We start from the raw sequence: 25,627 nt of genomic DNA on the forward strand, positions 1-25,627 counted from the left end.
CAAACAAAAAAGCAATACCTTTTCAGAGGTGTGCGCAACTTTTCTTGCACCATCCTCATTATGTAATTCAACTGCAGATAAGTCAAACAATGGAGCACCATTACTATTGTATGTAAACAGCTGGAGAAGTATCAACTATCTTCCCCATTAATCTTTACCTCTATACTCTATAATATAGAAATATATGAGAAGACAAGGTACGATCATGCACCTTGTCTTCTTAGTTTATTATTCAGCTTTGGAATTTGCAACTAGAACGTCAATGGCTTTACGGACTTTAAGATCTTCTTTGATCATATCTGTATTTCCGCCAAGCATTTGCGTCAATTGAGCAACGTCTGTTTGATACATGGAAGCCATGTTCTCAAGTTCAGCATTCACATCTTCTTCAGAAGCTTCAACATTTTCTGCCTCTGCGATTGCTTCAAGAGTCAGGTTCGTTTTCACACGCTTCGCTGCATCTTCTTTCATTTGCTCACGAAGGGCATCTTCGTCTTGACCAGTGAATTGGAAGTACATGTCTTTTGTCATGCCTTGCATTTGAAGGCGTTGTTCGAATTCTTGAACCATGCGGTCAAGCTCTGTATCCACCATAGCATCAGGAATTTCAACTTCTGCATTTTCAGATGCCTGCGTTACAAGCGTGTCACGCTTGCTGTTTTCAGCATCTGTCTTCTTCTGCTCTTCCAAACGCTCGCGAGTTTTCGTCTTCAGTTCTTCAAGAGACTCGACATCTTCGTCGACATCTTTCGCGAATTCATCATCAAGCTCAGGAAGTTCTTTTCCTTTTACTTCGTGAATCTTGACTTTGAATGTTGCAGATTTACCAGCTAGATCTTCCGCGTGGTATTCTTCAGGGAAAGTTACTTCAACGTCTGTTTCTTCTCCTGCTTTCTTACCAACTAGCTGTTCTTCGAAACCTGGGATGAAGGAGCCAGAACCAATTTCTAGGGAGTAGTTGTCTGCCTGTCCGCCTTCGAATGCTTCGCCATCAACGAAACCTTCGAAATCCATAACGACTGTGTCGCCATTTTCAACAGCTGCATCTTCTTTAACGACGAGCTCTGCTTGACGCTCTTGCATTTGCTTCAGTTCGTTTTCAACATCTTCATCTGATACTTCAGTATCTTGCTCTTCTACGACAAGGCCTTTGTAATCGCCAAGCTTAACTTCAGGCTTCACAGTAACTTCTGCTGTGAATACTAGGTCTTGGCCTTTTTCGATTTGTTTCACGTCTACTTCTGGACGATCGACAGGTTCGATTCCTGTTTCTTCTACAGCTTCTGTGTAAGCTTGTGGAAGAACAATATCAAGTGCATCCTGATAAAGAGACTCCACTCCGAAACGCTGTTCGAAAAGTTTACGAGGTACTTTACCTTTACGGAAACCAGGTACCTGTACCTGTTGAACTACTTTTTTGAAGGCTTGGTCAAGTGCTTTATCGAACTCACTTGCAGGTACTTCTACAGTCAAAGTCCCCTGATTGCCTTCTTGCTTTTCCCATTTTGCTGACATAAAAAATTCCCTCCAACATCTATTCATTCATTTTCGTCCGAAGACGATGATCTGATGATTCTATGACTCTTTTTACATACGAATCTCGTTTGCAACCACTACATTATAACATAATCCTACAGCCTTTCAAGACGTGACCTTTTTCATTTATTCCCCAACGATCAATACGTAATGCTGTTCACATAGTTCGATTTCAGATTTGTACTTCTCTACGTTTTCCAATTCTTCATTCACAGACAATGGAAGCTGTAAATATTCATGCCCTAATTGTTTAAGGGCTTCGACAAGAATCGGGACTTCCTTTTCATTAGGAAATATTGGATATCGTACATAGCAATAATGATATAAAAGACGATTAATCATCTCATACATCGTCGGGTTGTTTTGTTCAATTTGACCGAGCCTCATTTGAATCTGTTTAATGATGTAATCAGAATGAAGCTGTGTTAATTCCGAAGGGACGACAGTAGATGTTTGGCCAAATTTCTTAATGGTGAGCTCCTGACTCCAACCTGCATCTCTGAACCATTCTAAAATGGAAGATTTAATGATCGGGTGGACCGTTTCGTTCATTAAGACGCGTTGAAACTCATCTGCAAAAAGGTCAGGGGATTGTTTTTTCAATTGATCAATCGCTTGCCACTGCTTATGTATATCATCTGAATCCAATGCATGCATAAATTCATCAAAATACTTCGTACCCTCTTCTTTATGACGATCTTCCAAAAGTTTCCGGCTCACCTCAAACATCTGCCAGAGTTGAGTACGGCTTTGATGAGGAATATCCTCTGATTCGAATACTTCTTCCAAAAGATTAATGATTTCTTCATACTGGTTACTTTGAAATAAGATGGTGATATAGATATGTAAATAATGATAGTACTGTTCGTAATCTTCCTTCATTTGCTTTTGACATAATTCTTCTGCTTCATCGAACAATCCAAGTTCAATCCAACTCATCAGAAGTCCTGTAATGACATCCGCATTTGCAACGCCATACTCAACAAGGGGCTCCAAGGCTTCTGAAGCATCTTTATACCTTTTTTCCTTCAATGCTTCCAACCCCACTCGTTCCAGAGCGGTTTTCCATTTTGGGAACATCACTAAGTTCCCGTTTTTATTTTCCATAAGACACCCTTCCCTAGAGTTTATACTTCCTTCATTTTAACCTTATTGTATATTTTTCAAACCTCTATTCATTCAGCTTATTAGGATATACTAAAGTATATTCACAACAAACACAAAGAAAACACTTTTGTATCTGAATTAAAAGGGAAATTCGTCATCATTCGTTATGGACAGACACAAAAAAACACTTCCAAAAAGCATTCGTGAACTTTATCTCAATATAATATCCAAATTTGCTTCATATTAGCAAAAAACAGGACTTTATACTCATGATGATTTCGTTTTTTTTGCTAAAATAAATAAATGTGAATAAAATTTCACCGAATTATTAAATTTAAGGGGATGTATCGTTTTGTCATTGCTAGATGATCAAACATTGCTGGAAACGTACATAGAGTCCGTGAAACTTCAATTAGATGATGAATTCGTCCACTTATTGACGAAAGAAATTGATAAGCGATCTATGGAATTGCCTAAAGAAAATCTCCAACTTACATGAATCGACATCAAGCGTTCGCTCGAAATGGGAACGTTATTATAGAGGAATACAGAAAGGGTGTGCTGAAAAAGCACACCCTTTCTTTTATTGATTAGAGGTTGGGTTGCTTTGACGTTGTCCAGACATTTTAGCAATGCTTGGGATAACGTTCTGCAACTGCCCTGCCTGACCAGTCATCATGCTGTAGGTGGCAGCACCGATTCCGATAGAAGCGACAATCGGCAACCACTGAACATTCTTCTTCTCCATCCTGATCACTCCTCAAATCGCTTGGCTTAATAGCCATTTCTATTGTGTGCGGGAGAAGGACCACGTATGTGAGTTAAAACCATGTTCTCTATCCTTTATTTACCTTTAAGTAATAAATGGAATAAGAATAACGGCCAAAGAATGACCCACCCTAATAACACAAACATATATAAGGACCGCTCTTCTCTACTCTGGTCTATCGGTTCTTTTTGTTGGAAGCAAAAAAACACACCAATTAGGATATAAGCGAAGGCTATCAAACGAATCACTCCTCTACACCATAGCGTATGAAGAAGACATGATATGTGCCTCACCTTGGGCAAATCTTTTTTAGATCCTCTGATACTAAACATGATAAAATGTTTGGAGAGGTGATTGAATATGGAACGGATTGTCCTGTTTGACGGGGAATGTAATTTTTGCAATCAAAGCGTGCAGTTCATTATTGAAAGAGATCCTAAAGGACGTTTCAAATTCGCTTCTCAACAAAGCGAAGTCGGACAATCGTTTATGATGAAATATAAAATTCCAAATGAAGTGGACAGTATCGTCCTGATTGAAGGTTCAAAGTCTTACTTTCAATCCTCGGCTGCGTTGAGAATAAGTAAGTCCTTGAAGGGTTTTTGGAAGGTCGGGTTTGCCTTGATTATTGTCCCTAACAAGATAAGGGATCGGGCTTACAATCTCATAGCTAAAAATCGTTACAAATGGTTCGGTAAACTGGAAGCCTGTGAACTGCCTTCACCAGAAATTAAGAAACGCTTCTTATGAACTTCTTGGTACAAAAAAGAAGCGTCCTGTTTTTAGGGCGCTTCCTTCGTTATATAAAACAATAATCCACTTAGAATTCATGAACTTAATTACATACGCTTGAGTTCCATTGATAGAGTGGAACACTTTCCTACCATTAGAATTTTGAGTACACGACTAAAGAGCTGATTCATATAAAATTACCAAGGATTTCTTCTTTCTTCCCCTCTTACAATATTAAAATTGTTTGGGACTGTAAGCTTTCTCTGTTACTTATTTCTAAAGAGGAACTCCACTGTTTATTATACATTTTGAATAAAAAAGCTGCTACCTTTACATTTGCAAAGGTAGCAGCTTTTTTTCATTTAGCGTCCCAGGAGAGATTCGAACTCCCGACCCACAGCTTAGAAGGCTGTTGCTCTATCCAGCTGAGCTACTGGGACATACTCATTAAAGTTTAAAATATGTAATGGAGCGGGTGAAGGGAATCGAACCCTCGTCATCAGCTTGGAAGGCTGAGGTTTTACCATTAAACTACACCCGCATAATCAAAAAGTTAGTTTATAAGAAAACAAGTTTTTGTTGTTGTCTTGTGAAGCGGACAAGAATTATTATATTAAGAATACGGGGAAATGTCAACAGGTTGCAGCAAAGAAATTAATTCTTCGCTGCAAGTGCTGTTGTCATGTGTAAGTCAGGCATAGGTTCGCCATTCACATGATAAAATTGTAAGTGTATGTCATTGATATCTTCCCATTCCATAATCGCATAAGTCGGTTCCTCTCGATCCCTCGGGAGCCTTGCGCTTCCTGGGTTGATGAAAAGTGTGTCGCCAACTTTTTCTGCTCCTGCTAAATGAGAATGGCCGAAGCAGGCGACTTGGGCACCGACTTCTTCTGCACGATAAGAGAGGGGCATCAACGTTGACTTGATCTGATGCAGATGTCCATGAACTACCAAAAACCTCACTTCTCCTACCTGAAGGGTTTGCTCTTCCTCCATTTCTGGTTCGAAATCACAGTTCCCTTTTGCATATGTGAAGCCTTCAAGCTCTTCAGCATCATAAGCGAGTTCAGAATCTCCGCAATGAATCATGGCATCGACATCCTGATGTCTCTCTTTGATTTCCATCACTTCGTTTTTCAAACCATGGGTATCACTCACAATTAAAACTTTCGGCATACGACTCACCTCGATTAGCTTTGAGTTTTCAACCACTCTTCAATTTGTTGTATGGCGTGGTGACGGTGGCTGATTGCGTTCTTCTCTTCAGAGGAGTGTTCAGCCATCGTACGGGAAGACCCTTCCGGTATGAATACAGGATCATAACCGAAACCATTTGTGCCTTGAGGTTCGGTAGCAATAACGCCTTCACACGTTCCTCTTCTAACAAATGTGTTTTCTCCTGGCCTCGCAACTGCTACAGCACATACGAAGCGTGCTGTTCTCTTTTCTTCGGGTACGCCATAGAGTTGTTTTAAGAGTTTTTCTGTATTTTTGCCGTCATCTTTTTCTATTCCTGCATAGCGGGCGGAATAAACGCCCGGTTCCCCATTCAATGCATCGACTTCCAAGCCTGAATCGTCAGCCACCACAGGAACTTCAAAATGCTCTGCCATCGCTTCCGCTTTAATGACCGCATTTTCTTCAAATGTCGATCCTGTTTCTTCTATGTCTATGGAACGATCAATATCTAATAGGGATTTTACGGAAATGTCGTACTTGGAAAACATCTGGCGGAACTCATTTACTTTACCTGGGTTCTTCGTCGCCACTATTAGTTCCTTCATTTTACTTAGCCGCCTCCGCTTTTGTACGGATGACGTCTGACCATTCTCCGATTGCTTCTTCCTGGAGTTTGATTAGATCTGTAACGCCTTCCTCAGCGAGGGACAACATCTTTTGCAGCTGCTGCATGGAGAATGTTGCTTCTTCTCCAGTTCCCTGTAATTCAACAAACTCACCATTTCCAGTCATGATGACGTTCATATCCACCTGTGCTTTGCTGTCTTCTTCGTAACAAAGGTCCAGGATCTCATTTCCATCAGGCAATACACCTACAGAGATAGCAGTCAAGAAATCTGTTATAGGCAGCTCTTTGATCGTTTTTTTATTCACTAATTTGCCTAAAGCAATAACGACAGCAACGAATGCACCAGTTATGGAAGCTGTGCGTGTTCCTCCGTCAGCCTGGATCACATCACAATCGACCCAAATGGTACGTTCGCCGATTTTATCTAAATCAACAACGGCCCGGAGAGAACGTCCGATCAAACGTTGGATTTCCATCGTACGCCCAGAAACTTTTCCTTTTGACGACTCACGTATATTTCTTTGTTCGGTTGCACGAGGCAGCATTGCATATTCAGCTGTAATCCAGCCCTTTCCTTGTCCACGTAAAAAAGGAGGTACACGATCCTCTACGCTGGCATTACAAATTACTTTCGTATCTCCAAAACTGATCAGCACGGACCCTTCTGGATGCTTCACATAATCCGTTTCGATTGTTACTTTTCTTAGTTCGTTGACTTCCCGATGATCATTTCTCATCAGTAACGACCTCCTTTTACCTACACCATTATCCTTGCCCATCTTAACACAAATTACATGCGTGAGGTAGTTAAAGCTCAAATGGAAAAGCGCCTCAAAAGCTTTTCACTTTTGAAGCGCTTCCTGACTATACTTTGTGACTACATGGCTTCAGCGCCATTGATATCCTGTCTTGTAACTGGTTCAGCCAATGGCTCTCCAGCTTCATTGAACACATGCTCCGTTCCATCTACATGGACTTCGACTGATTCAATATCTGCTTGATCAGTAAGGCTCATAACAAGACTCGCTAACGCCGCATCAGATAAGGATGGCTGCTCCTCCACACTCGTCAGTATGTTTTCATTGAAGGAAACCGTCAGCACTCCGTTTTCAAGCTTAGAGTTAACCAATTCCGCTCCTTCATTAAAAGGATTCATTAGTGCACTTCCGAGTTCAGGACCTTCCAATAACGCCTGTACCATCGCGGTATATTCGTCACTTCCTTTAGCTACACGAGTAGTCACCGGAACTTGATAAACCTGTTCCCCATTTTGGGCAGGGAAATATACCGTCACTGCTTCACTGTTCATAATATCTGTGTTGTTACCGACACTGTGGTTGATCCCGTCAGCACGGGAGACCCCTTTAGAAATCGGGGTCCCGTCGACAGGCATCACTTGCTGTTCGTGACCGTTGATCCAAAGCTTAATTCGTTTCACATTTTCGAACTGAGTCAGTGTATAGGTCATGGCTTGTAAAATTTTCTCTTCATCTTCAGCCGCATAATTTTTGAATTCTTCCGACACATCTACAACAAGCGTTCCATCCTCTTTGGCGTTAACTCCAAGAATTTCTGTTCCAGCAGGGAGTACCGCTTCAAAACCATTTGGCAGTAAGTTCGTCACAGGACCATCTTTTACCATATACTCAAGCGCCTGTGTTGCCACCTCTTCTGAGGCCGGCAGTTCTAGTGTCTGCGGGGCAACCATGCCGTTCGCGTCCATTAAATACACTTCACGAGCGACTGTGGCTGAAGAAGCATCACCTTCTGTACCTTCTGTCCCTTCTCCTTCTTCCCCTTCTGTATTTTCACCTTCTCCTTCAGGTTGAGGTTCATCACTACTCGGATCTGGCGTTGTTGTAACCGCCTCTTCAGGTGTATCCATTTTCTCTAATGATTGCTCTCCTTCAAAAAGGCAGCCTGAAAGTAACCCTACACTCAGCAGTAATAAAACCGCGAGTATGAAGGGTTTGTAGCCGTAATTCTTCATAGTTTTCCCTCCTGAGATAGATTGTACTACCATATATACGAGCCCCCTGAAGGATTAGACCAGAGAATTTTATGAATGAAAATGAGACTTCTATTTAAAAAAGTGAACACCGGCTGGTTCATCTTTGACTTTTAATATCTGTGCCAGGCACTCGAAATGGTATACCGGTGCCTGGCACCCTAGCTCTAAAAGTAGTGACAGGCACCGGTAAATTTCTGTGAGGTACCAGGCTTTTTGATCACAATTTCACATAACACACTCTAAAAAAGCTCTGCTTTAGTAAGCAGAGCTCGGAACATGTTCAATTCGAACAGATTTAAGAATTTGTACGGGTTCCTCAAACCAACTGTTTGCGACCAGGCGGAACTTTTCGATATCTCCCGTCGTATAAAATTCATGAACAGGAGAAGCGTTCCCTTTTTCTAAAAGCTTATGGTAAGCAAGGATCAAACTAGCTTCCCTTGCCGTTTCTTCACCAGAACTAATCACTTGAATATGATTTCCCATCTCATTTTGCACGAGATCCTTAATCAATGGATAGTGGGTACACCCTAAAATAAGAGTGTCGATATGATTCATTTCTTTCAGAGGCCGCAAGGTATTGGAAACGATTCCTTCAGCTTTTGGTCCGGATAGAATTCCGTCTTCCACCATAGGTACAAAAGGAGGACAGGCGAGTCCATTGACCCGGATGTTTTGATCAATCACTACGAGTGCATTCGGATAGGCTTTACTTTCAATCGTTCCTTCCGTCCCGATCACACCAATTCGTTTATTACGACTGAATTTAATCGCTGCACGTGCACCGGGTTCAATGACACCGATAACAGGAATATTCAGCGTCTCCTGAAGTTCTGTAAGCGTATAGGCCGTGGCTGTATTACAGGCAATCACCAACATCTTAATGTTTTTCTCTAATAAGAAATTGACCATTTGCCATGTGAATGCTCGAACTTCCTCCTCTGAGCGAGGACCATACGGACACCTTTTTGTATCGCCTAGATAAAGAAAAGTCTCTTTCGGTAATTGCCGCATCAACTCTCTTGCCACCGTTAAACCGCCCACGCCTGAATCTATGACTCCTATCGGTTGTTTCAATTCGCATCCCTCTTTTATCTCTTAGTTGTCTGTTTCCTTGTCTGTCTCTTTCATGTTTTCATGGAGAACGTGGAGTAAGCGGTTGAGTGTTTCTACATCCTCTTCCGGCACGCCCTTCAAGACTTCTTCGAGGTAATTCTGCCGTTTCTCAATCACCTCATGGATGATTTTCTCTCCCTTTTCCAAGACATGAATACGGACAACACGACGGTCTTTAGGGTCACGAACTCTCTCTACAAGCTCGTTCTTTTCCATTCGGTCTACAAGGTCTGTCGTCGTGCTGCAGGCAAGGTGGATATAGTTGGAAAGCTCTCCTATCGTCATGTCTCCCTTCTCCAAAAGCCACTGGAGAGCAACGAATTGTGGAGCTGTAATTGGATAATGGTTTAATATAACTCGTCCTCTTTGTTTAATAATTCCGGCTATGTATCTTAACTCTTTCTCTACATCAGCCATCATGGTCGTCTGTTGTGATTTTGTCACATTCAGCACTCCTAACGAAAATACTTTATAAATCTCATTCTCATGGTTTGAGCAGAAAAATTCAAGGTCTAACTTCTCTTTATAAGAAAAACCCTTTCAGGTATGGCTGCGTTAAACGCGACCTTACCTGAAAGGACCCCCTCCATCTCAATAGCAATGGTTAGCTGTTCTATGGAGATCACAATTCCAGTTCTCCCATGCGCAGCAGTTCTACCACTGCCTGGGAACGTCCTTTCACCCCTAGCTTTTGCATTGCGTTCGAGATGTGATTCCGCACAGTTTTCTCTGAAATGAAGAGCTCTTTTGCGATCTCACGTGTCGTCTTATCCTGTACTAGAAGCTCGAAAACTTCTCGCTCCCGCTTGGTAAGAATTTGTGTTGGCCGATAGCCGTCCTCCTTCACAAGCGTACCCCTCCTTGTTGTCCCTGAGCTTATATGAGGGGAATTATTTAGTCTCTGTATCGTATGAACAGGAAGGTCGCCCTGTGCTACGCTTTCATGATTTAGACACAAGCCCGAGTTCTTGCGCTTTGAAGAGCGCTTCTGTACGCGACCTTACATTCAGTTTATTAAAAATTCCAGTTAAGGTGTATTCTACACTTCGCTGCGACATGTGAAGGGTTTGTGCAATTTCTCTGTTCGTATAACCAGACGCTACTTCCTGTAAAATTGACTGTTCTTTTTCATTCAAAGAAAAACCGTTGCCTTCTTCTGTTTCAGAAGGAGTGCTTACACTGGCCTCTGATCTTCTCAACTGTTTGAATAAATGAATAGGAATAACCACCTCATCCCTGCATGCACAACGAATCGCGGTTACCAGTTGCTCACTAGTTGCCGTTTTACTGACAAAACCATTAATGTCGGCTTCCACCAACATATTGAAATGGGTGTTCAAATCAAATCCTGTATAAATAAGCAGCTTCAGATCAGGGTAAGACTTCCGGATTTTCTTCGCCAACTCAATTCCGTTTATCCCCGGCATGTATAAATCCAATAGGACGATATCATAATTTTTTTCTTTTAAAAGGGGTTCTACTTTTTGGTTTTCATGAGTGACATCCACTTGCATGTCCCCTTCTTGCTCGAGCATCGATTTCGTTCCTGCGCCTACAGCAGGATGATCATCGACGATTAACACATTCATCATACTTGGACCTCCCTTTTTATTTCAATTGGAAACGTAATCATGGTTTTAAACCCTTCGCCTAATGCGGTTTCTATTTCCAGGTGTCCATTCAGACCATTGACCCTTTGTTCGATCCCAGATAACCCAATATGCGAGAACAAATCACGTTGAACGGAATAGTCCATGCCTTTTCCGTTATCTGAGTATAAAAGCATCACTTGATTCTCTTGGCTGGATAATGATAGTTTGACAATTTTTGCATCCGAGTGTTTCATAGCGTTCGTCAAAAGCTCTTGAACAACTCTAAAGATAGCTAAGATCCGCTCTTGATCCAGTTCTGCATCAAAACGTTCATCCGAGAAATAGACCGTAAAGTTCGAGCGAAGCTGATATTGATGAATCAAATTCTTTAATGATTGAACAAGCCCCATTTCCTCAATGAATGCCGGACGCAGTTCATTACATGTCTCACGAATCAAGTGAATACTGTCAAGGAGAGACTCTTTATAAACCATCAACTCTGCATGCAAACTTGAGGTTAAATCATTTCTGTGCCTGATCAAATCATCCATCTTTCTATAAAGGTACAGTTGCTCTTGCAGCACCGTATCATGCAAATCAATGGAAAGCTGCTTTCTTTGATTTTCAGCGATCGTAAACAATAACCTTGAAAGCCATGTTGGGTATTTTTGTGTCTGGCCGCTTCTCAATTTACGAAGTTCTTTTAATAAATCTTCAATCGTGTTCATATTTTGAATCGCAATATTTGCATTATGAGAGATGGTTTGCAAATACGTTTTCTCATCTCGGTTCAAGGTTGTGTAATCTTTCTTCCCTTTGCACCACATCATGGTCAGCTTTTCTAACGAGTAGCCTACAATGACTCCAAACCCTTTCTCCGTTTCAATCACTGAACCGATATCATAATGGTGATTGTTCAGATGCTCATCAAAATGGTCGATGATATCCCTGGGAATCTGGTCATACACACAGTACATATTGCGTTTATTATGCTTGGAATAAATATAAATATCTCGAACATTCAGTACATTTTTCACTTCATCACGCATGACCTTCATTAAATCGACCGCATTGGATTGGTCCTTCATGTCCTGAGCCATCCGGTGCATACTCTCCTGATAACCATAACGAGCAGAAAACAAATAACGCTGCAGTTTGAAATCCAACACTTCTTTTACTGATAAAAATAAGACGAAAGCAGATTGGAACAGCAAAAACATTTGAATGTAACTGATCACGTATAAATCTTCTTCAACTAGCCAGCCAATCGTAAACATCAGAGCTAAACTCGGGAGGACAGACAGGATCATATAATACCGGACACGCGTCATGACAAAGTCAATATCAATCAATCTTTCTCTCGTTACCAAATACATGAAGGTAATCGGTAGAGCGATAAGAAACATAGCTCCAACTTCAAGTGAAATCACCTTCACTCCAAAAGCAAGGGCAGGAATCAAATAAAGAAAAATATAAGGAAAGAACGCAATCGTCATCCCTATGGCCATGTATTTAAAAATGGGACCCACCGCTGCACTCTTGTGAATATACAGTCCCCGGTAAATGATAAAAAACGAGATAATATACAAAACCAAAAGCAAGCCGCCGGGGATCGGGTCAAAGAATGCTGGATAAGATTCTATAGTCAGGAAGTAACCTTCGAGTAACGATACAAACCCTACAGTGAGGTATAGCGAATACACGATTTTTTTTGAAAACCAATAAATGTTCAATTCCTGAAAGTAGTTATATAAAAAATGGATTAAAATCACAGGGGAAAACAAAAATAACCCTGTGTTTAAAAATAGACCGTACAAATCATCCCTTACCGCGCCACTGTTGCTTAAATATCCAGTAGCAATAGCTAGAAAGAACAAAATCAACTGTTCTGCTGAATACCTCTTCGGTACTCGTTTATGAACAAGGTAGGATATACCCAGAATAACTAAAAAGAAAAGAGCGGGAATGACAATGTACAATAACCAATGAATGGGACTTGAATTTTCAATGTCATTGTAGAAAGTCTCTTGTCCATTATGTTGTATTGAAAATGAGTTCGCTCCTTCCAGCTCATTGAACATTGAAACAGAACGATGTTCCTCTGGGGGTTCATCATTTATCGAATGGATTTCTCCTCCAAGCGGAAACCCATGACGGTCTCCCCAACTTCCACTGTGTACAGAGGTCACCACCCATTCTCCTTGTCTTTCGTTTACGCCGATTCCAAGGTAGGGCTGGGTGACGGATAATACGATCATGTAACAAGCGGATAAAATGAAAAAGGATAGAACCAACCACTGAGACCATTTGAAATTAAACATGTATAAATCCACCTTCGTACATTATTCAACCAAGTCTATTATACTATGGAACTTACAGCCTACAACCCATAGTCTTTTTTCCATATATTATTCAGCAATATGGCAGGATTCTTGAAGACTTGATTTCGAGATGTTTGTGCAATTCTTGGGGCTACGGGAAAAGGTTCGCTTTCCATGGGGCGGGCGCTGAGCCTCCTCAGGCTACGCCTTCCGGGGTCTCAGCTGTCCCGCACACCCCATAGGAGTCTCACCGTTTCCCTCCGCCCCTTTGCCATACGAGGTTCTCGAAATCCCTTGAGCAGTAACCTGCCGATCTCTGTAACGAAAGCCTGTTCACCCACGCCGTTATAGAGTTGTTTCAACCATACATCCTGCACGAATAAGGCGTGGGAACAGGGTCTGGGAAACGTCCGCATGAAAAAAGAATGGAGACACAAACGCGTGTGTTTTTCTACTGACTGATTCAAAACATTGCAAATCGTCGTTTCCCTGACCCCGTATCCAAGGCTAGGATTTGTCTTTCATTATTTCAGCTAAGCAAGGCCTTCTTTAAGGATTTTTGTTAGGTGCTCCTTGCACCCCTAAAGAAAGCGAGCTATTCCCCGCAGCCCCCATCCACTCAACAAAAGTCTCGAAACTGAGTCTTCCACAAGCGGGAGCGTTTGTGGAAGAAGTAGAAATGAAAAAAAAAGAAGTCTCCATAAAAAATGGAGACTTCTTTAGTAATATTAGACGCGTTGGTCGCTTCCGAAGAAGCTTTTGAAAGATTCAATAGCTGTGTCACGGTTAAGGGCAGCAATGGAAGTCGTTAAAGGAATTCCTTTAGGACATGACTGTACACAGTTTTGTGCGTTTCCGCAACCCATTAGACCCTCTTCATCCATGATTGTCTGCAAACGTTCACTCTTATTCATCTCTCCTGTAGGGTGGGAGTTGAACAGACGAACTTGAGACAATGGAGCAGGTCCGATGAAGTCCGACTTACTATTGACGTTCGGGCAAGCTTCCAAGCATACTCCACATGTCATACATTTGGATAACTCATAAGCCCACTGACGTTTACTTTCTGGCATCTTAGGTCCTGGACCTAGATCGTATGTTCCATCAATTGGAATCCAGGCTTTAACTTTCTTCAATGAATCGAACATCCGGCTGCGATCAACTGCCAGGTCACGGTTGACTGGGAATGTCGTCATAGGAGCCAAGCGGATCGGCTGTTCGAGTTGGTCAACAAGTGCTGTACAGGATTGACGAGGTGTGCCATTGATCACCATGGAACAAGCGCCACATACCTCTTCCAAACAACCCATATCCCAATAAACAGGAGTCGTCGGTTCACCATCTGCATTGACAGGGTTACGACGAATTTCCATAAGCGCAGAGATGACGTTCATATTTTCACGATACGGAATCTCGAATTTCTCTTCATAAGATGATTCATCAGGGTGGTCCTGACGAGTAATGATCATCGTGACCGTTTTATTTTCGCTCATGATCGTTACCTCCTTTATTTACTTTTCGAGTAGTCACGTTTACGAGGCTCGATTAAGGATGTATCGACTTCGTCATAACGGAATACCGGCTTATTGTTTTCTTTATCAAAGCTAGCAACCGTTGTCTTCAGCCAATCTTCGTCATTACGTTCAGGGAATTCTGGCTTATAGTGGGCGCCACGGCTTTCATTACGGTTGTATGCGCCTTGAGTAATAACACGCGCTAACTGGAGCATGTTCCAAAGCTGACGTGTGAACATGGCTCCCTGGTTGCTCCAGCGAGAAGTATCATTGATGTTGATTCGTTTGTAACGATCCATCAATTCTACGATCTTTTCATCTGTTTTCAGAAGCTTTTCGTTTTCCCGGACAACCGTAACGTTGTCCGTCATCCATTCCCCAAGCTCTTTATGAATTTGGTAAGCATTTTCATCGCCATCCATATTCATAATTTCCTCGAATTTATCCTGTTCTTCTTTTACTTTCTCTTCAAACAGTTTGGATGTCATATCATCCGCCAGTGTTTCTAATCCATCAATATATTTAACAGCATTCGGTCCAGCTACCATTCCACCAAAAATGGAAGAAAGAAGTGAGTTTGCCCCGAGTCTGTTCCCACCGTGTTGAGTATAATCACATTCTCCGGCAGCGAAAATTCCTGGGATATTGGTCATCTGGTCATAATCGACCCACATTCCACCCATGGAGTAGTGCACCGCAGGGAAAATCTTCATCGGTACTTTACGCGGATCATCTCCTACGAATTTTTCATAGATTTCAATGATTCCGCCAAGCTTGACGTCCAATTCCTTCGGATCTTTATGGGAAAGGTCAAGATACACCATGTTTTCACCATTGATCCCTAGCTTTTGATTGACACAAACATCAAAGATTTCGCGTGTCGCAATGTCACGTGGTACGAGGTTTCCATAAGCCGGATATTTTTCCTCTAAGAAATACCATGGCTCCCCATCTTTATATGTCCATACACGTCCACCTTCACCACGAGCCGATTCACTCATAAGGCGCAATTTGTCATCCCCAGGAATCGCTGTCGGGTGAATTTGAATGAATTCTCCGTTTGCATAGTCTACGCCTTGCTGATAAAGGGCACCTGCTGCGGATCCTGTGTTGATGACAGAGTTCGTTGACTTACCGAAAATGATTCCAGGTCCGCCTGTTGCCATGATGACAGCATCTGCTGGGAAGGCTTTAATTTCGTGGTCACTAAGGTTCTGACCAATAATACCTCGACCTACACCTTTATCATCGACAATGGCGGATAGGAATTCCCAGTTTTCATATTTCGTTACAAGGCCATTCACTTCATGGCGACGCACTTGTTCATCAAGAGCGTAAAGAAGCTGTTGACCGGTTGTTGCTCCGGCAAATGCTGTACGGTGGTGCTGCGTTCCACCAAAGCGACGGAAATCAAGCAATCCCTCCGGAGTACGGTTGAACATTACGCCCATACGATCCAGCAAGTGAATAATTCCTGGTGCTGCATCACACATCGCTTTTACTGGAGGCTGGTTCGCTAAGAAGTCGCCCCCATAAACTGTATCGTCAAAGTGTTCCCATGGGGAATCGCCTTCCCCTTTCGTATTAACTGCCCCGTTAATTCCGCCTTGGGCACATACAGAGTGAGAACGCTTAACAGGAACAATGGAAAGCAAGTCCACGTGAACCCCTTGTTCTGCTGCTTTAATTGTTGCCATTAGGCCGGCTAAACCACCACCGACAACAACAATATTACGGTTTGTCATGATTGAAGCTCACTCCCTTGAATACTAAAAATCTACCGTTTCGTAATTGAAATTTTCATTGATTATATGCCATATGCGAATTGAATCAGTGTACGAACACCAACATAAGAGATCGCAAGGAAAATAATAATGCTTGCATAGGTCATAATCTTCTGTGAGCGAGGTGATACTGTGATTCCCCAGCTGACAAAGAACGACCAAAGACCATTAGAGAAGTGGAAAGTCGTTGAGATGACCCCTACTATGTAGAACCAAAAGAAGAAAGGTTCAGTAAGGATGCCTTCCATCAACGAATAGTTCAATTCTGCCCAACCGAAACCAATAGCAATTCTCGTTTCCCATACATGCCATGCAATGAATATGAGTGTGATGATTCCAGTGATCCGTTGGAAGATGAACATCCAGTTCCTGAAATAACCGAAGTTAGATAAATTACTTTTCGCTGTGAAAGCAATATACACTCCGTAAATAGAGTGGAACAACAGTGGTAAAAAGATAATGAAAGTCTCCAGTACATAACGATATGGCAAGCTCTCCATAAAATGAGCTGCAGCGTTAAATGCTTCTGGTCCACGTGTTGCAAAATAGTTCACAGTCAAGTGCTGGATCAAAAAGATCCCGATTGGGACGACTCCCAAAAGTGAATGCAGTCTTCGATTAACGTATCCGCGTGTTCCCGCCATATTTACCCCCCTCAAGATGATAACAGTTTGAATATGAACATTTTTCAGACAGTTAAGCGCTTTAATTTAGCGTTAAAAATAATAGGAAAAGCCCCTGTTCCCTTCTTACTTGTCTGACCAATGTACAATTTGTGACATGTTTATTGTACTTCTATCCCGTATAAGCGTCAAGAAAGCACGTTCATAATTTGCTCAAAAATACACATTTATTTCCTTTCGATGAAAAGGGACAATTTTTATTGCACCAAACCTTGTTTCGAGTGATAATAAGGAGAGAAAGGAATGAGCGTTTTGAAAGAATCTACGAAGCTAACAACCGGCAACATTTCATCGCTTGTAGGGACAGGCGCAGGTTTTGATTTGATGCGTTATTACACCCTCCCGGATTTCTTAGGGAAAGATGCCCCCTACCTCCTTTATTATATGGGGAAGAACATGGCTAGACAGACAGAAATCAGCACCTTGGATGAGCTTTATGAGTTTTTCCAGTACATGGGCTGGGGTGAACTTGTTTTAGTCAAAGAAAAGAGAAAAGAAATGATTTTTAAATTGAGCGGCCATATGATAGAGAAGCGGCTGAATCAAAAAATGTTCGAAGTCGAGTTCCGCATGGAATGTGGGTTCATGGCAGAAATCATCTGCCAAATTAGTGATTATACATATGAATGTTTTGAAGAGAAAAACCACAAAGAGAACTATGTTGAAATTAAAGCACTAAAAGGATAAATAAAGAAAGAAAAGAACCAGCTGTTATTCTTCAGCTGGTTCTTCTACGTTATCCTGATTCAAATGGATGAGAATCGTATTAGCTACAGGTTCCGGAATACCTAATCTCGTAATATCCTCAATATCTGCATTTTTAATTTCCGTTACAGACTTGAAGTGTCTTAACAATAAGCGCCTTCGTTTCTGGCCGACCCCTGGTATACGATCCAGTTCAGATTGAATGGCACCCTTGCCTCGAAGCTGTCGGTGAAAGGAAATGGCGAATCTGTGAACCTCATCTTGAATCCTTTGGACAAGATAAAATTCTTGAGACTGACGATCAAGATCGATAGGGCTTGGTGGATCCCCGTATAATAATTCACTGGTTTTGTGTTTATCGTCTTTAGCTAGGCCGCATAGAGGAACATCAACACCGAGTTCATTCTCAAGGACATCAAGAGCTGCCGTCATTTGACCCTTCCCGCCATCGACGACAATTAAATCAGGGAGGGGCAGGTCTTCTTTTAACACCCGCTTGTACCTCCTTCGAATCACTTCCCTCATGGTTTCGTAGTCATCAGGACCCTCTACATCCCTGATCTTATACTTCCTGTACTCTTTCTTATGTGGTTTTCCATCAATGAAAACAACCATGGCTGAAACAGGATCTGCCCCTTGTATATTGGAGTTATCGAAAGCTTCGATCCGGTGAGGTGTTTCAATGTGAAGATGATTTCCAAGTGCTTCAACGGCTTTAATGGTTCGCTCTTCATCTCGTTCGATCAGAGCAAATTTTTCTTCCAAAGATATTTTTGCGTTTTTCATCGCAAGCTCAACCAATTCTTTCTTTCGACCACGCATAGGTATATGGACTTTCGTATCTAATGCTCCTTCTAAAACATCGACGTCCGTTGCAACCGGGACGAGGACTTGTTTAGGATATGGATGGTTTTGGTGCAAGTAGAAGCGGCCGATATAGCTGATAAACGTTTCTTCTGGATCATCGAAAAATGGAAACAACGTGACATCCCGTTCGATGAGTTTGCCCTGACGAACGAAAAAGACCTGTACACACATCCACCCTTTATCATAGGAATAACCGAAGATGTCCCTGTCTACTTGATCATTCATCGTCATCTTCTGTTGTTCCATGACAGATTCAATATGCTCAATTTGATCTCTCAATTCTTTCGCACGTTCAAAATCAAGCTCTTCTGAAGCTTCAAGCATACGCTTTTTCAAATCTTTCTTTATTTCCGTATGGCCCCCATTTAAGAAGGAGGTTATATTTTGGACAATTTCTTCATTGGTTTGTTTGGATACCTTATACTCACATGGTCCCAAGCACTGATGCATGTGGTAATAAAGACAAACACGGTCGGGCATGGTATTACATTTTCTCAATGGATACAATCGATCCAATAGCTTTTTCGTTTCCCTTGCAGCAATGACGTTTGGGTAGGGACCAAAATACTTCCCTTTATCTTTTTTCACGTTTCTTGTGACAATCAGCCTGGGGTGTCTCTCTGCGGTCACCTTCAAATATGGGTACGTTTTATCGTCTTTTAATAAAACGTTGTATTTTGGATCGTATTTTTTTATTAAATTCATTTCCAGTATTAAAGCTTCAATCTCTGAAGTGGTCACGATGTATTCGAAGTTGATGATTTCACGGACAAGTCGCTGTGTTTTACCGTCATGTGCTCCAGTAAAATAAGAGCGGACTCGATTTTTTAACACTTTAGACTTCCCTACGTAGATGACTGTATCATTCTTATCCTTCATCAAATAACAACCGGGCTGATCCGGTAGTACAGCCAGTTTCTCTTTAATTGTTGAGTTCATAAAAGTTCACTCCATGACTTGCAGATTATATATTGAAAAATACCACAACTATGGAACAAGTATGCAGGTTCAATGCGTCTAGACCAACTTAAGCAACGTCTCGAGTGATTGAATACGCAAAAAGCTGCTTAAGATCTTGAACCTGAGTACACCCTTAAAGATGATGAAAGCCGCGCTGCTTGGCAACGCGGCTTTCAAAGTTAATTCTTTCATTAGGAATGTTTTTGAATCAATTCAGCCAGGGCTTCTTTCGGTTGGAACCCGATGACTTGATCAACCACTTGACCATCTTTGAATAGAAGCAGTGTCGGGATACTCATGACACCGAACTTACCTGCTGTTTCTTGGTTTTCGTCAACATCCAGCTTGACGATTTTTACTTGATCGCTCATCTCCGCATCCAATTCCTCTAATACGGGTGCAATCATCTTACAAGGGCCACACCATGGTGCCCAGAAGTCAGCTAGGACAAGACCCTGGTTAGTTTCTTCTGTAAAGTTTTGATCAGTTGCTTTTACAATTGCCATTATATAATTCCTCCTCGACCTAATAGTCTGTTAAGAGTATATCACTATCTATTTTTAGTGACTAACAATTTGTTTATACCTTATTTAAACATGGAATAAAGCCGAAGCCAAATATTTGGCTTCGGCTTTAAGCTTACGCGTTTACTTTCATTTCTTTAATTTCTTCAATTAGTTTAGGCACAACATCGAACAAATCGCCGACAATTCCGTAATCAGCAACATTGAAGATGTTTGCTTCTGGATCCTTATTAATCGCCACAATGACTTTGGAGTTCGACATTCCAGCTAAGTGTTGAATAGCTCCAGATATACCGCATGCAATATACAGGTCTGGCGTAACAACCTTTCCTGTTTGACCGATTTGTAAAGAGTAGTCACAGTAACCCGCATCGCATGCTCCGCGGGATGCACCAACTGTCCCCCCGAGAACCTCAGCAAGTTTATCAAGTGGTTCAAAACCTTCCGCACTCTTCACGCCACGACCACCGGCTACAATGACTTTCGCTTCCGAAAGATCGACACCATCCGAAGACTTGCGTAAGATATCCTTTATTATTGTACGGATATTTGAAATCTCCACTTCTTTTTCAGATACGCTTCCTGCTAAAGAGTCATCTCTTGTAAGCGCTGGGATGTTATTTGGACGAATGGTCGCAAACACGAGTCCCTCTGTAACCACTTTCTTCTCGAAAGCTTTTCCGGAATAGATGGGACGTGTGAAAACAATGTCGCCACCTTCAGCGACTACCTCAGTAGCATCTGAAATTAATCCAGACTCGAGCTTACTGGCAAGTTTCGGAGTCAAATCCTTACCAATCGCCGTATGACCCATGATGATTCCTTCAGGTGATTCATCCTGGATCACCTGATATACCGCTTGAGCATAACCATCAGATGTATACGTTTTCAAATCTGGGTTTGAAACAGTGATTACTTTGGAAGCACCATAGTAAACCATTTCCTGTCCCATCTCATTTAAATCGCCATCTCCACAAAGGACACCAACGACTTCTCCCCCATCACTGACGATATTCGCTGCCGCAATGGCTTCAAATGTAACATTACGAAGAGATCCTTCTCTTGCTTCCCCGATCACCAAAACTTTTTTACTCATAAAGATTCTCCTTTCCCTTGTCTATTTACAGTACTTTCGCTTCTGTTTTTAATAATGATACAAGTTCTTTTACTTGGTCATCGACTTCTCCTTCGAGTACTTTCCCTGCTTCTTTTTCAGGTGGAAGGAAAATTTCAGTCGTTTTTGTTTTTGGTTCCACGTCGTCTTCATCCAAGTCCAGGTCATCGATTTCCAGTTCATCGAGTGGTTTTTTCTTCGCTTTCATAATCCCCGGCAAAGAAGGATATCTTGGCTCATTCAAACCTTGTTGGCATGTAACCAGGACAGGAAGCGTCGTTTCGACCTTTTCGACATCCCCTTCAACGTCACGCTCAATGTTTACTGTCGTGCCATCAATTTTGATATCCGTGATTGTCGTCACACACGGCATATCCAGACGTTCAGCCAGACGAGGACCTACTTGACCACTTGCTTCATCAATGGCTACGTTCCCGCCAAGAATAATGTCGACTTCTTTATCTTCAAAGAATGCTTCAAGAATTTTAACCGTTGTAAACTGGTCACCTTCTTCAAGGTCATCTTCCGTGTTAATAAGGACAGCTTTATCTGCTCCCATAGCCAGAGCTGTCCGAAGCTGTTTCTCTGCTTCCTCTTCTCCGATCGTCACGACTGTCACTTCACCGCCGTGCTCGTCACGCAGATTAATCGCTTCTTCCACTGCATACTCATCATATGGGTTGATGATGTACTCTGCCCCATCATCAGCAATCACTCCATTACTTACAGAGATTTTTTCCTCTGTGTCGAACGTTCTTTTCAACAAAACGTAAATATTCATGTCTATATACCTCCTGGACTATTGATTTTTAAATGCTGGCTTTCTTTTTTCAATGAATGCTTGGATGCCTTCTTTAGCATCTTCATTCCCAAACACCTCTCCAAAGGCGTCCGCTTCCGCATGGTTCCCTGCTTCAAACTGAGAAGTATGGGCATACGGAATCAACTTCATGACATGGTGAATGGTCGGCCCGCTTTTTTGAGCAATCGTTTGAGCCAATTGTTCTGCTTTTTCAAAAAGTTCCTCATTAGAAAAACTTTGATTAGCTAGACCTAGTCTGGCAGCTTCTTCACCACTAATCGGCACGCCTGAAAGAATCATTTCATATGCTTTCGCTGTGCCGACGTATCTTGGTAACCTTTGGGTCCCTGCAAAGCCAGGGATAATTCCAAGATTCAATTCAGGCAACCCTAACTTTGCATCATCTGCTACATAGCGGATGTGGCAGGACATAGCGAGCTCTAGGCCTCCACCTAGTGCCGCTCCATGAATAGCAGCAATCACAGGGATATGAAAATTTTCAATTCTGCTAAACAACTGCTGTCCCTTAGCTGCCAATCCTTTATAGTCATCTTCTCCTTGGAGAGATGTAAACTCCTTGATATCTGCTCCTGCAGAGAAGAATCGTCCCTCCCCTTTAAGAAGAATGGCTTTTATGGAAGGGTCACTTTCCATTTGATCCAGTTCCTTGGAAAGGTCCTGAAGTATGGAGCTGGACAGTGCGTTGGCAGGCGGGCTCTGAATCGTGATTTCTGCTACATTCCCTTTTACTTGTGAAGTTAAAGTCGACAAATCATCATCACCTTTCTCACTTATCATGACGGGCTAATCCATTCACAATTAAGCTATGGACTTCTTTGGCCTGTTCTTCTATGTTATACCGTTGCTCTTTCATGACCCAATTTGTCACCGTCTCATCCATCGTTCCAAAAATCATTTGACGTACAAGACGGCGATCCAGGCCACTACGGAACAACTCCTCCTCGACACCTTCTTCAACAATTTGATCAATGACGTTCAAATAGCGCTTCAATACATAGTTGATTTTTTGTCTCAACTCTTTATTTGATTGGCGCAATTCCAACTGTGTCACAATCGCCAGATGGTGATCGGCAGCCAGCTGTTCAAAATGTGTTTGGATTAAAGTCAAAAGTTTTTGTTCCGCTGACTGCTTAGAGGTTGTTTCCTGCTCAATCTTTTCTATGAATTGCCCCATTTTTTCTTGAAACAATGATACAAGGATATCTTCCTTGTTTTTAAAATAAAGATAGATGGTTCCATCTGCCACTCCCGCTTTTTTTGCTATCTTAGAAACCTGAGAAGAGTGGTAGCCATTTTCAGCAATGACTTCGACAGCTGCATCAATGATTTGTTTGAATTTCGGTTTATTTTTCTTCAATGGTATATCTCCTTGCTATTGCGAACTGAAAAATGAATGAATCATCATTCACTTATTATTCTACAAGCAAAGAAATATTCTGTCAACTTTCTTTTTGGGGTTTATTGAATACTTTCAGATTCCTCATACTTGCGCTTTTCTTCATCGATCAATGTTCTCCTTAAGATTTTACCGACCGCTGTTTTAGGTAGCTCATCTCTAAATTCATACAACCGCGGCACTTTATAAGAAGCAATGTTTTTACGACAATATTCATTCAGTTCATCTTCTGTAATTTCGCTTCCCTGTTTTTTAACGATGAAGGCTTTTACGGTTTCTCCGCGATACGGATCAGGAACTCCTACAACGACAGCTTCTTGAATTTCGGAGTGCTCGTAAAGGACTTCTTCCACTTCGCGAGGATAGATGTTATATCCGCCTGCGATGATCATATCTTTTTTCCGGTCGACAATATAAAAGTATCCAGCATCATCCATATACCCCATATCCCCTGTACGGAACCAGCCATCCTCACTGAGAACTTGGGCCGTTTCTTCCGGCCTGTTCCAATAACCTCTCATCACTTGAGGACCTTTGACAACGATTTCTCCGATTTCTCCATTCTCAGCTTCTTCATCAGCATCCATCTTGTAGATCTTCGCGTCTGTATCCGGCCATGGCACACCAATGCTTCCACTCATACGCTGCCCCCATACCAGATTGGAATGGGTAACTGGAGAGGTTTCCGTCAACCCATAGCCTTCAACAAGGCGACCACCTGTGACAGCTTCGAAGCGTTCTTGTACTTCAACCGGCAACGGAGCTGAACCACTAATACAAGCTTCAATGGATGAAAGGTCATATTTTTTCAAATTCGGGTGGTTCAATAAGGCAATATAAATCGTAGGGGCTCCAGGAAATAAGGTCGGTTTTTGTTTTTCGATGACTTTCAAAACATCTTCCGGTTCAAACTTTGGCATAAGAATCATTTTGTTCCCCATCATGACAGACAGGTTCATAACCGAAGTCATTCCATATACATGGAAGAACGGTAAAATGGCAAGCACGGTTTCTTCGCCGTCTTTGCACTTGTACAACCATTTCTTCGACATTTGCGTGTTGACGATCAGATTGTAATGAGTAAGCATGACACCTTTTGGAAAACCAGTCGTTCCTCCGGTGTATTGTAGTAACGCAAGATCCTCTTTAGGATCGATCTCTACCTCTTCCACATTTCCGCTTGCGTTTTTCAAGATGTGGGACCATAGATGAGTATCTGTGGATTGTTCCGGTTTGACGAGCACTTGATACTGCCGTTTTTGAATAAAAGGATAAATTTTATTTTTAGGGAAAGGAAGGTAATCTTTAATACCTGTCACGATGATGTGTTCAAGAGGGGTATCAGGTTTGATATTGGCAGCCTTTGGATAAAGAATATCAAGACAAATGATCATCTTGGCTCCAGAATCATTCATTTGATACTCCAATTCCCTTTCCATATAGAGAGGGTTCGTCTGAACAACGATTCCTCCAGCCATAAGGACTCCATAATAGGAGATGACGGATTGAGGACAGTTCGGCAACATGATGGACACCCGGTCGCCTTTTTCCAACCCAAGGTCCTGCAAATAGCTCGCTAATGCTTGGGCCTGTTCATAGATTTCTTTATAATCCAACTCCTTGCCCATAAAATAAAGCGCTTTCTTTTCTCCGTAAACTTCAGCACTTTCTTTAAGGTAATCATGTAGTGGTTGTTCTTTGTAATCAATAGTGACAGGGACTTCTGGTGGGTATAACTTGTGCCATGGACGTTGAAAATCACTCATTTGACAGACCTCCCTAATAATTGTCTTCTCTCCTATTATAACGACTAAAGGCTCATATTTGAATTATTATTTAAAAAATTGAAAATATTCCCCTTTAAACTAACCCCATTCCTGCATATATGCTCCCTTTTCTGGAAGACTCAGTTTCAAGATAACCGGGGTTCGTTTGCCGTATTTGGAGTCAGGGGTTGTTGGGAAGCTACTCGCTTTCCTGTGGGGGAGCGCCGAGCTTCCTCAGGCTATTGCCTTGCGGGATCTCGCCTATCTCCTTCTCCCACGGGAGTCTCGCAGCTTCCCAACAACCCCATTCCATATAAGGGAGAAACGAACCCCTATACCGAGAAGGAGTTTCTCCCACCCTTCTCTCCTAAGCATGCATAAAGCGCTCTGTATCAAGCTTTCACGTTGTGAATGCCAGCTGTGGAGGGGGGATATTATCCACTTCCCTCAATCATACAAGCTGATTTTTCCAGAAGTGGTTTCGAGAATCTTCCATG

General features: G+C 42.0%; 25 protein-coding genes and 2 tRNA genes. 3 read left to right on the forward strand and 24 right to left on the reverse strand.

All coding sequences use genetic code 11. The features are described from left to right. Positions 1-228 precede the first annotated feature (228 nt). Positions 229-1,515, reverse strand: a complete 1,287-nt coding sequence (tig, locus tag BLS23_RS11490) for a trigger factor (protein ID WP_089652699.1) — start codon at positions 1,513-1,515, stop codon at positions 229-231. A 147-nt stretch (positions 1,516-1,662) separates the two neighbouring features. After that, positions 1,663-2,643 carry a tetratricopeptide repeat protein gene (locus tag BLS23_RS11495; RefSeq protein ID WP_089652700.1) on the reverse strand — a complete coding sequence of 327 codons (981 nt, stop codon included), beginning with the start codon at positions 2,641-2,643 and terminating at the stop codon, positions 1,663-1,665. A 352-nt stretch (positions 2,644-2,995) separates the two neighbouring features. Between BLS23_RS11495 and sda the strand changes: the two genes are divergently transcribed. Next, positions 2,996-3,142, forward strand: a complete 147-nt coding sequence (gene sda / locus BLS23_RS11500) for a sporulation histidine kinase inhibitor Sda (RefSeq protein WP_202410038.1) — start codon at positions 2,996-2,998, stop codon at positions 3,140-3,142. 84 nt (positions 3,143-3,226) lie between these two features. On the opposite strand, the gene BLS23_RS21760 is transcribed toward sda, so the two are convergent. Continuing rightward, on the reverse strand, positions 3,227-3,391 hold the full coding sequence (locus tag BLS23_RS21760; RefSeq protein ID WP_167356075.1) for a hypothetical protein: 165 nt from the start codon (positions 3,389-3,391) through the stop codon (positions 3,227-3,229). 381 nt (positions 3,392-3,772) lie between these two features. Here BLS23_RS21760 and BLS23_RS11505 point away from each other — a divergent pair, with 381 nt between their 5' ends. Next, a complete protein-coding gene (locus BLS23_RS11505; RefSeq protein ID WP_089652702.1) occupies positions 3,773-4,162 on the forward strand; it encodes a thiol-disulfide oxidoreductase DCC family protein in 390 nt (129 codons plus the stop codon). Positions 4,163-4,510: 348 nt separating this feature from the next. Here the strand turns inward: BLS23_RS11505 and BLS23_RS11510 are convergent. The 14 genes from BLS23_RS11510 to BLS23_RS11575 all read right to left on the reverse strand — a co-directional run bounded on the left by BLS23_RS11510 (position 4,511) and on the right by BLS23_RS11575 (position 16,936). Then, positions 4,511-4,584 (reverse strand) — tRNA-Arg (locus BLS23_RS11510). 27 nt (positions 4,585-4,611) lie between these two features. Beyond that, positions 4,612-4,685, reverse strand: a tRNA-Gly gene (locus tag BLS23_RS11515). 113 nt (positions 4,686-4,798) lie between these two features. Beyond that, positions 4,799-5,323, reverse strand: a complete 525-nt coding sequence (locus tag BLS23_RS11520) for a metallophosphoesterase (RefSeq protein WP_089652703.1) — start codon at positions 5,321-5,323, stop codon at positions 4,799-4,801. 14 nt (positions 5,324-5,337) lie between these two features. After that, a complete protein-coding gene (locus tag BLS23_RS11525; protein ID WP_089652704.1) occupies positions 5,338-5,931 on the reverse strand; it encodes an XTP/dITP diphosphatase in 594 nt (197 codons plus the stop codon). A gap of 1 nt (position 5,932) precedes the next feature. Beyond that, positions 5,933-6,691, reverse strand: a complete 759-nt coding sequence (gene rph, locus BLS23_RS11530) for a ribonuclease PH (RefSeq protein ID WP_089652705.1) — start codon at positions 6,689-6,691, stop codon at positions 5,933-5,935. A 140-nt stretch (positions 6,692-6,831) separates the two neighbouring features. Beyond that, positions 6,832-7,944 carry a GerMN domain-containing protein gene (locus tag BLS23_RS11535; protein ID WP_089652706.1) on the reverse strand — a complete coding sequence of 371 codons (1,113 nt, stop codon included), beginning with the start codon at positions 7,942-7,944 and terminating at the stop codon, positions 6,832-6,834. 276 nt (positions 7,945-8,220) lie between these two features. Then, positions 8,221-9,042: a glutamate racemase gene (racE, locus tag BLS23_RS11540; protein WP_089652707.1), complete on the reverse strand. Its 822-nt coding sequence runs from the start codon at positions 9,040-9,042 to the stop codon at positions 8,221-8,223. A gap of 21 nt (positions 9,043-9,063) precedes the next feature. Further along, positions 9,064-9,501 carry a MarR family winged helix-turn-helix transcriptional regulator gene (locus tag BLS23_RS11545; protein WP_089652722.1) on the reverse strand — a complete coding sequence of 146 codons (438 nt, stop codon included), beginning with the start codon at positions 9,499-9,501 and terminating at the stop codon, positions 9,064-9,066. Positions 9,502-9,703: 202 nt separating this feature from the next. After that, entirely contained in the window at positions 9,704-9,928 is a 225-nt protein-coding gene (locus BLS23_RS11550) for a helix-turn-helix domain-containing protein (RefSeq protein ID WP_008635211.1), read from the reverse strand. 94 nt (positions 9,929-10,022) lie between these two features. Further along, positions 10,023-10,673 carry a response regulator transcription factor gene (locus tag BLS23_RS11555; protein WP_089652708.1) on the reverse strand — a complete coding sequence of 217 codons (651 nt, stop codon included), beginning with the start codon at positions 10,671-10,673 and terminating at the stop codon, positions 10,023-10,025. Further along, positions 10,670-12,994, reverse strand: a complete 2,325-nt coding sequence (locus tag BLS23_RS11560; protein WP_089652709.1) for a sensor histidine kinase — start codon at positions 12,992-12,994, stop codon at positions 10,670-10,672. The genes BLS23_RS11555 and BLS23_RS11560 overlap by 4 nt, the downstream gene beginning before the upstream one ends. Positions 12,995-13,722: 728 nt before the next feature. Further along, a complete protein-coding gene (gene sdhB, locus BLS23_RS11565) occupies positions 13,723-14,487 on the reverse strand; it encodes a succinate dehydrogenase iron-sulfur subunit (protein ID WP_089652710.1) in 765 nt (254 codons plus the stop codon). A 14-nt stretch (positions 14,488-14,501) separates the two neighbouring features. Then, positions 14,502-16,253 (reverse strand): succinate dehydrogenase flavoprotein subunit, encoded by a 1,752-nt coding sequence (sdhA, locus tag BLS23_RS11570; RefSeq protein ID WP_089652711.1) that lies wholly within the window; start codon positions 16,251-16,253, stop codon positions 14,502-14,504. Between the two features lie 62 nt (positions 16,254-16,315). Further along, complete coding sequence (locus BLS23_RS11575) at positions 16,316-16,936, reverse strand: succinate dehydrogenase cytochrome b558 subunit (protein ID WP_089652712.1); 621 nt, start codon at positions 16,934-16,936, stop codon at positions 16,316-16,318. Between the two features lie 282 nt (positions 16,937-17,218). On the opposite strand from BLS23_RS11575, the gene BLS23_RS11580 reads away from it, so the two are divergent. Then, positions 17,219-17,662 (forward strand): YslB family protein, encoded by a 444-nt coding sequence (locus tag BLS23_RS11580; protein WP_089652713.1) that lies wholly within the window; start codon positions 17,219-17,221, stop codon positions 17,660-17,662. A 24-nt stretch (positions 17,663-17,686) separates the two neighbouring features. On the opposite strand, the gene uvrC is transcribed toward BLS23_RS11580, so the two are convergent. The 7 genes from uvrC to BLS23_RS11615 form a co-directional block, all read right to left on the reverse strand. After that, positions 17,687-19,486 carry an excinuclease ABC subunit UvrC gene (gene uvrC, locus BLS23_RS11585; RefSeq protein WP_089652714.1) on the reverse strand — a complete coding sequence of 600 codons (1,800 nt, stop codon included), beginning with the start codon at positions 19,484-19,486 and terminating at the stop codon, positions 17,687-17,689. A 212-nt stretch (positions 19,487-19,698) separates the two neighbouring features. Further along, positions 19,699-20,013: a thioredoxin gene (trxA, locus tag BLS23_RS11590; protein ID WP_035509527.1), complete on the reverse strand. Its 315-nt coding sequence runs from the start codon at positions 20,011-20,013 to the stop codon at positions 19,699-19,701. Positions 20,014-20,146: 133 nt separating this feature from the next. Continuing rightward, entirely contained in the window at positions 20,147-21,127 is a 981-nt protein-coding gene (locus BLS23_RS11595; RefSeq protein ID WP_089652715.1) for an electron transfer flavoprotein subunit alpha/FixB family protein, read from the reverse strand. A gap of 25 nt (positions 21,128-21,152) precedes the next feature. Beyond that, entirely contained in the window at positions 21,153-21,926 is a 774-nt protein-coding gene (locus BLS23_RS11600) for an electron transfer flavoprotein subunit beta/FixA family protein (protein WP_089652716.1), read from the reverse strand. An 18-nt stretch (positions 21,927-21,944) separates the two neighbouring features. Continuing rightward, the gene (locus BLS23_RS11605) at positions 21,945-22,718 is read right to left on the reverse strand and encodes an enoyl-CoA hydratase (RefSeq protein WP_089652723.1); all 774 of its coding nucleotides are present in this window, start codon (positions 22,716-22,718) and stop codon (positions 21,945-21,947) included. A 16-nt stretch (positions 22,719-22,734) separates the two neighbouring features. After that, positions 22,735-23,325: a TetR/AcrR family transcriptional regulator gene (locus BLS23_RS11610; RefSeq protein WP_089652717.1), complete on the reverse strand. Its 591-nt coding sequence runs from the start codon at positions 23,323-23,325 to the stop codon at positions 22,735-22,737. Between the two features lie 101 nt (positions 23,326-23,426). Continuing rightward, positions 23,427-25,130 (reverse strand): long-chain-fatty-acid--CoA ligase, encoded by a 1,704-nt coding sequence (locus BLS23_RS11615; RefSeq protein ID WP_089652718.1) that lies wholly within the window; start codon positions 25,128-25,130, stop codon positions 23,427-23,429. Between the last annotated feature and the right edge of the window lie 497 nt (positions 25,131-25,627).

Source organism: Halobacillus aidingensis (genome assembly GCF_900104185.1).
In the GTDB taxonomy this organism is placed as follows: Bacteria; Bacillota; Bacilli; order Bacillales; family Halobacillaceae; genus Halobacillus; species Halobacillus aidingensis.